Here is a 6000-nt window from a genome sequence, read left to right on the forward strand (position 1 = left end):
TATGGAAATTTTATCCAGTTTCCGCATTGCAGGCATAAAGCCTTGAATAATCACGCCACCAGTAAGACGCTTTAGATTTGTGAATGAAATAAAAAAGGTTCCTCGTTTCTAATTTTTTATTTACTGGATTTTTGGTGCCGAGGTCTGTCAGCTCGACGGGTGTTAAAAAGTGTCTCTTGGATATTTTGACAGACAATAGCTAGCAAGGGAGTCGAACCCTCATAAACCGTTCTAGCTACACGCCTAACATGTAGGCTTTATAAAGGGCTTTTCTGACCGTGGTCTTCTCACGACCTACCTTGCCTTTGGTCCGATATTCTAGGGTTATGCGGTCAACTTCATCGTCCAACCTCTCGCTCCACTCATAGTTATTGAAAACAAAGTCGATAATCTCGCTGAATAGCTCTCTCGATAGCAATCCTTCCACTTGGATTACCTTCAACGGAGTTAGTGCGGCTTTTTCCGCATAGCACAGATTGAGGGCGTTTTGGGTTCTGTTAGCATTTTTCTGGTCGCACCCTTTAACCTCTCTAATATAGCCATTTAGGTTGTTAGGGTGTTCCTGGCGTAGTTCTTCCACTTCCTCTTGGAAACGCTTGAACAGTCCCTCTGGCAGTCCTGCGTTGGTTTTATCCAACACTGGTTTGGTGGTTTTACCTCTTGTGTAATTAGTAGACAGATAGTCTTGAAGGTCGTTGAACAGTTCATCGGAAATAATGCCTTCCAATCTATCGACAGTCGCTGGAGATATCCTCGCACGCTCCACCACTGTGGCGTTGAATGCTTGATATATGATGCGAGCTTGTAGTTCGCTGCACTGTTTCACGTCTTGGAAAAACTGCTTATATAAGCCTTTTTTATGTGCTTGTTTGAGTGCTTCATGTTCACTGACCAACCGCTGATATAATTCTGGTGTCAGTCCGGAATATTTGTATTTAACGCTCAAGTAACTCACCGTCCTCCCATATATTTCCGATAATTTTCCTTGAGCTAGCGACATTGCACAAACGTTCGAAATTATTGTATTTAATCAATGTGCTAACGAACATTCCTAAATCTTGTCTTGCCTCAACAACTCCAGCAATAAAACCGTCTTCCGAATCAAGAATATCCCCTTCGAAAATTTCTTTGCCGTTCTTGTCTCTCAGTCCAGTTGACTGCATGAGAACAAGGTCATCGAATTTGTAGTAATTTGTCCGTTCGAAAAAGAGCGTCTTTACAGAAATTTCGCTTTTCCCGAAATCAATAGACAGGATATCATCAACTTCGTACATTATTTTATGAATTTTATCCCATGCTCTATATCTTGGAATCATTGTCCTCGCCCCCTCAAGTAGCTAGGAATATCATCCCCGACGTTTACCGCATCGTATTGTTCCTTGCTGACTAAGAATTTCCCGTAAGCTCCACAATCAAGCGTGTAGAGTTTTCCGACCATAGATTTTCCAGTTACCTTGCCATGTAATTCAACGGCATTATCAGCCTTATGGATAACTACTGTCTCGATAGGTCGGTTAACCACTCGTAGGATAGTAGTCACGTTAATGGCTAGTGAGACCAGTAGTAGAATCGTTGCTATCGTTAGCTGGTTGTCTCGTTTTTTCTTCATTTTCTATCTCCTTGTACACTTTCTCGAAAATTTCACAAACCAAACTTTGAGGGATGTTCGACCTCTCGTTGTATGATTTTGTCCAATCTTGAAATTTAACATCATTCGATTTCTTTTCGTTTTTTAGATTCAATTCAACGTTTCCAGAAAAACGTGTTGGTTTAGAAATTGGGTAATTGTCGTAATTGTTGTATCTTGTGTGATTTTCAAACGGGATTTCGAAACCTAACACCCTCTCGATGTATTCCCAGATTCTCCCAAACGCTGGGTTTTCTATGATCCAATATTTCGGTTTATATCGTTTAATGATTTCAACTGTGTTAAACACGCATAATTCACCATTAATGCGTTTCATGAGTTGCTTATTTGGGTAATATTGGTATCTATCAAAGTCCTTGTAATCTCTGACAGTAAAAATCGACAAGGGTTGTTGTGGTTGAAACAGTGCATCTCCTTGCTCTTGTTTCCAGCACGCATTACCTCTATCCATAGCACTCGCATTAGACCAACTCTCACACGGTGGGCTAGCAATGATTAAATCTGGTTTAGGCAATTTGTCCAACGTGTCGAAAAGAGTGTTATTCCCAAACAAACGACTGTAGTCAGCTAGGTTTAGATTGATGAAGTGGTTGTTCTTCTTTTCAATATCAATACCTATTGGGTAGATTTCAATATCTTTATCTAATTTCTTAACGCCCTTGGTATATGATCCATTCCCACTGTCAAATAGCGCCCAAACAATCATTCTCAAAGGTCTTCCTCCTTGAGGAACGTCCCATTCACCATCTTTCCTTTCCTGTTCTTAATTTCCTTGTAAGCAACACTTAGACACTCAGTGACATCAAGGTCTAGTTGGTGTGCTAGTACGATAATTGTTACTAGCGTGTCACCGATAGCATCTTTCAACGCTGCTTGTGGTTCCGTGAATTTTGTCGGTTTCAAGAGTACATCCCGAATTTCTCCGACTTCCTCAGTAATACGCATCCACTGAATTTTAGGGTCAGCTTCTTTTAAATTGCGTTCGTCTGCCCAATGGTTGATTTTAGTAATTAGGCTATTCATCCGTTACCTCCTTCACTTCCACGCCTGGGCAAGAGAATACCCATCCGAAACCGCTCGCTTCAAGCTCTTTGCGGGTGTGTTGTAAGCTATCCTTGATTTCGTCTCTATAGCTTATGATATCGCAATAATTTGCAAAACGTCTATCGGTGAGGTAAGCATCTCCACCATACAACCACTTAAACCTAACCATATATCTAGCCTCTTTCTCGACCTCATAGCCGAACTGATGCATGTTGACGAGGGTTGTAATAAACGTTTTTTTATTGCTATTCACCCACGCTTTAAGTTCTTCCTGATGGTAAATCGTTGAATTCGTGGCAAGGTCGAACACAAGACCACTTAAATTTAAGTCAAGATTTTGTTTATTCCCCTCATACCAATCCGCCACATATTGTGGAACTACTGGTTTCTCAAAAAACGAATCATATAGGTCTTCTGCGTGAGCTATTGAAAAGCGTCCTGCTCTTGCTAGTTTCTGCACTGCTTCTTGTCTATCCATTGTTTTCTCCCTCTAGCAAAATCTTTTCTAACTGCTCAATCGTTTCGGTTCTTACATAAATCCGATTTGTCCCGTCTGCGAACGGCGTTTTTACAAAAATGATATTAGGCCCAATAGAGATGTGCCCGATATCATCGACATTTAAAATCGTGTCCATGTCAATTCCTTGTGCGATGTTTGTAACTCTAATAAATTTAGCCATTCTCTACTTCCACCATTTCCACCTTATACTTCCTTGCATTGCGATATTTCAATCCCAATCTGTGCAATTCATTGATTGCTTCATTTTTTGTCTGGAAGACATGCTCACTGTCTTCCATGTTGTCATAATAGACCACTACTTTATATTTCATGATTCTGCTTCCTCTACTTCGTAATAATCAATCTTTGCAAAATTCTTAGGACTAATAGTAATCATCCTTTCTTCTGGCTCAACCTGCTGCAATTGAAGATAATCTATATTTCCTTGTCCAAGCCATTCCAGCATGTCACGAATGAGTTTATAGTTTTCTTTTACCTTGATAGTTTCATCCATATATGGATTTTGCAGTCTAATATTTGTCATATTTCAATTAATTTCCTTCATTCACTTGCATAACTTCATCATCTCATTTAGTAATTCATCATCCGGTAGCTGCTCCAGTGTCAGAATGCGATTTAGCTTCTTAATGTCGATACCTAGCTTAATGCTGATTAGTTCCATATCCTTGCGGTTAGACCAGAACCACCTCGAAAATTCTTGTGTCTGATCTAATACGCTAGTATGCCCATAATTGCCCGGTGCATATACTCCAACCAATTTGTCTTTATATTTGCTGTTCATTCCAGCTCCTTGATCTCTAGTTCAATGCGTGGGTTAGGGCTGTACTTCTTGCGAGCTCTTAAATCGCAAACAATACTGTCATCCGTCCAGACGATACCCTTCTTATCAACTTTGTTGTAACCAGCATTTGAAATGCTGTCAAAGAGTGCCTTGACAAGATTATCAACGTCGGGTTTTTTAGTATGCCATAACATCTCAGCCATGAACCGCTTGAACGCATCCCACGTTTTAGCCCTTGCTTTTGGCGTGGGCTTTTTTGATACGCTCAGCGGTGCTTTCATGTAAAAGGTAACATCAACCATAATCGGGCCGTCGAAGAATTGTCCGTCGTACTCTTGCTCAATAAGTTGCGAGCACTGACGACGCCATGCCTTCATTTTCGGGTCTTCATAAGTTCCAAACTTGCTGAATCGTGGCCTTGTTTGAGGTTTAGGCTCGATATTTAAAGTCATCTTCATGCTTCACCTCAGAATGGCAACATGTCATCGCTGATATCCATGGGGTTACTGTTCCCGTATGGGCTGTTATCTCTTGCAAAGTTTGGTCCTTGCTGTTGCGGTGCTTGTTGGCCATAAGGTGCAGCATAGCCGTTATCGTTGCCAAACGCTCCCGATGTATTGCCTTGATTTGCATTGCTACCTTCACGCGCCGCACGGCTTTCCAACATTTGGAAATTATCAGCGACAACTTCAGTTACGTAAACACGTTGACCTTGTTGATTTTCATAGCTACGGGTCTGAATGCGTCCAGTAATTCCAATCAATGCGCCTTTTTTAGCCCAGTTAGCCAAATTCTCAGCTTGCTGACGCCAGATAACGCAGTTGATAAAGTCCGTTTCACGTTCGCCGTTAGCGTCCTTGAAGTTGCGGTTAACAGCTAGACTAAATGTGGCCACTGCGATGTTACTGGTTGTGTATTTTAGTTCGGGGTCACGGGTAAGGCGCCCAACTAGCACAGTCGAATTGATCATTGATTTTCTCCTAGAATTTCATAATTTACAAAGTTGTCATCAAGTAACTTAGCGAATTGATGCCATTGATTCTCGCCACCGTGGAAAGTAAGAGCAAGATTGACCCTGTATGGTTCAGCGGGTTTGCTGGGCACTTCCTCGACGGGTTTAGTGTCTTCGATAACCTCACCAGTTTCAGCGTTGACCGCTTTGATTTCCTCGTTAGCTGACTGTTGGGCCATTGCTTCAATCTCGGCTAGACGTGCCGCTTCTGCTTTTTGTTTGGCTTCTGCTTGCTGCTTGCGTTCAATAGCTGCATCACGGTCTTTCTTCATTTGCTTCAAGATTTCAACTAGAGGTGTGTCATTCTGCAATGCTCTAGTGTATGGTTCAACTGGCAACTCATAGTCAAGAGCTTGCTCTTCAATCATGGCGATATTTGCCTTGTATTCTTCCAGTCGGTCATGCTCAGCCAAAACAAGAGCGTCGATTTCTTCGATGGTTTCTTTTTTGAGTTCCATCTTCTTGTCTTTGAAATACTTCTTCAAAGAATAGCCGTCATACTTATCTTTGAAAGTGTCTTTGTCAAGTCCCGCAAGTTCGCACTTTTCTTCAAACACTGATCTAACGTGGTCAACTCGGAGCATTGCTTGGTGATTGTCGATTTCATCACGTTTTGCACGCAACTTGTCAACAAGCTCCTTCAATGGCTTGCGTGATTTCTTCAGATTACCCTCAAATTCTGTGAGTGGGTTCTTATAGATTTTTGAAATTTCTTTGCGTTTTGCGTCTAGCTTGTCATCAAGACCTTTATAGCGAGTGATTTCTTTCTTGATATCGTCATATTCCAAGTTATCAAGTTGTTCATCAGACAACTCACTAACTGCTGTCTGAATGGCCTTGTCGAATGCGTCAAAATCAAAGCTAATTTTTCCCGGCGTATAGACCGGTTCGATTGTTTCCAAGAAAATATTTGTTGCGTTGTTCGTTACGTCCTTCATGTTTTATCCCTTTCGATTGTTGATTTGCGTTTGAATGTCGTTAGTTACCACGTTGAA

Annotated in this window: 12 protein-coding genes; all 12 read right to left on the reverse strand. The window is 41.4% G+C overall.

Going from position 1 to position 6000, the window contains the following annotated elements:
• Positions 1-235: 235 nt before the first annotated feature.
• The gene (locus HMPREF3112_RS10360; RefSeq protein ID WP_070439724.1) at positions 236-946 is read right to left on the reverse strand and encodes a DUF1340 domain-containing protein; all 711 of its coding nucleotides are present in this window, start codon (positions 944-946) and stop codon (positions 236-238) included.
• The gene (locus HMPREF3112_RS10365; RefSeq protein ID WP_256262700.1) at positions 936-1274 is read right to left on the reverse strand and encodes a YopX family protein; all 339 of its coding nucleotides are present in this window, start codon (positions 1272-1274) and stop codon (positions 936-938) included. Before HMPREF3112_RS10365 ends, HMPREF3112_RS10360 begins: the two co-directional genes overlap by 11 nt.
• 38 nt (positions 1275-1312) lie before the next feature.
• The gene (locus tag HMPREF3112_RS10370) at positions 1313-1609 is read right to left on the reverse strand and encodes a DUF1372 family protein (RefSeq protein ID WP_070439712.1); all 297 of its coding nucleotides are present in this window, start codon (positions 1607-1609) and stop codon (positions 1313-1315) included.
• Positions 1542-2354, reverse strand: coding sequence for a DNA cytosine methyltransferase (locus HMPREF3112_RS10375; RefSeq protein ID WP_070439714.1), 813 nt, complete (start codon positions 2352-2354; stop codon positions 1542-1544). The genes HMPREF3112_RS10370 and HMPREF3112_RS10375 overlap by 68 nt, the downstream gene beginning before the upstream one ends.
• Positions 2355-2356: 2 nt before the next feature.
• Positions 2357-2671, reverse strand: a complete 315-nt coding sequence (locus tag HMPREF3112_RS10380) for a MazG-like family protein (protein WP_218107331.1) — start codon at positions 2669-2671, stop codon at positions 2357-2359.
• On the reverse strand, positions 2664-3170 hold the full coding sequence (locus HMPREF3112_RS10385) for a DUF1642 domain-containing protein (RefSeq protein ID WP_070439716.1): 507 nt from the start codon (positions 3168-3170) through the stop codon (positions 2664-2666). The genes HMPREF3112_RS10380 and HMPREF3112_RS10385 overlap by 8 nt, the downstream gene beginning before the upstream one ends.
• On the reverse strand, positions 3163-3372 hold the full coding sequence (locus HMPREF3112_RS10390; RefSeq protein WP_049554035.1) for a hypothetical protein: 210 nt from the start codon (positions 3370-3372) through the stop codon (positions 3163-3165). Before HMPREF3112_RS10390 ends, HMPREF3112_RS10385 begins: the two co-directional genes overlap by 8 nt.
• Positions 3365-3523, reverse strand: coding sequence for a DUF7204 family protein (locus tag HMPREF3112_RS11480; protein WP_176744481.1), 159 nt, complete (start codon positions 3521-3523; stop codon positions 3365-3367). The genes HMPREF3112_RS10390 and HMPREF3112_RS11480 overlap by 8 nt, the downstream gene beginning before the upstream one ends.
• Positions 3520-3735, reverse strand: a complete 216-nt coding sequence (locus tag HMPREF3112_RS10395) for a hypothetical protein (RefSeq protein WP_218107332.1) — start codon at positions 3733-3735, stop codon at positions 3520-3522. Before HMPREF3112_RS10395 ends, HMPREF3112_RS11480 begins: the two co-directional genes overlap by 4 nt.
• A gap of 254 nt (positions 3736-3989) precedes the next feature.
• Positions 3990-4451 (reverse strand): RusA family crossover junction endodeoxyribonuclease, encoded by a 462-nt coding sequence (locus tag HMPREF3112_RS10405; RefSeq protein ID WP_070439720.1) that lies wholly within the window; start codon positions 4449-4451, stop codon positions 3990-3992.
• An 8-nt stretch (positions 4452-4459) separates the two neighbouring features.
• Positions 4460-4963, reverse strand: coding sequence for a single-stranded DNA-binding protein (gene ssb / locus HMPREF3112_RS10410; RefSeq protein WP_070439721.1), 504 nt, complete (start codon positions 4961-4963; stop codon positions 4460-4462).
• Complete coding sequence (locus HMPREF3112_RS10415; RefSeq protein ID WP_070439722.1) at positions 4960-5943, reverse strand: DUF1351 domain-containing protein; 984 nt, start codon at positions 5941-5943, stop codon at positions 4960-4962. Before HMPREF3112_RS10415 ends, ssb begins: the two co-directional genes overlap by 4 nt.
• Between the last annotated feature and the right edge of the window lie 57 nt (positions 5944-6000).

The sequence above is a fragment of the Streptococcus sp. HMSC10E12 genome, assembly GCF_001807855.1.
Classification (GTDB): domain Bacteria; phylum Bacillota; class Bacilli; order Lactobacillales; family Streptococcaceae; genus Streptococcus; species Streptococcus salivarius.

Coding starts and splice junctions, on each gene's coding strand:
- HMPREF3112_RS11480 (WP_176744481.1), bottom strand. CDS start 3,523: ATGAAATATAAAGTAGTGGTCTATTATGACAACATGGAAGACAGTGAG.
- HMPREF3112_RS10415 (WP_070439722.1), bottom strand. CDS start 5,943: ATGAAGGACGTAACGAACAACGCAACAAATATTTTCTTGGAAACAATC.
- HMPREF3112_RS10385 (WP_070439716.1), bottom strand. CDS start 3,170: ATGGATAGACAAGAAGCAGTGCAGAAACTAGCAAGAGCAGGACGCTTT.
- ssb (WP_070439721.1), bottom strand. CDS start 4,963: ATGATCAATTCGACTGTGCTAGTTGGGCGCCTTACCCGTGACCCCGAA.
- HMPREF3112_RS10375 (WP_070439714.1), bottom strand. CDS start 2,354: ATGATTGTTTGGGCGCTATTTGACAGTGGGAATGGATCATATACCAAG.
- HMPREF3112_RS10380 (WP_218107331.1), bottom strand. CDS start 2,671: ATGAATAGCCTAATTACTAAAATCAACCATTGGGCAGACGAACGCAAT.
- HMPREF3112_RS10370 (WP_070439712.1), bottom strand. CDS start 1,609: ATGAAGAAAAAACGAGACAACCAGCTAACGATAGCAACGATTCTACTA.
- HMPREF3112_RS10390 (WP_049554035.1), bottom strand. CDS start 3,372: ATGGCTAAATTTATTAGAGTTACAAACATCGCACAAGGAATTGACATG.
- HMPREF3112_RS10405 (WP_070439720.1), bottom strand. CDS start 4,451: ATGAAGATGACTTTAAATATCGAGCCTAAACCTCAAACAAGGCCACGA.
- HMPREF3112_RS10395 (WP_218107332.1), bottom strand. CDS start 3,735: ATGACAAATATTAGACTGCAAAATCCATATATGGATGAAACTATCAAG.
- HMPREF3112_RS10365 (WP_256262700.1), bottom strand. CDS start 1,274: ATGTACGAAGTTGATGATATCCTGTCTATTGATTTCGGGAAAAGCGAA.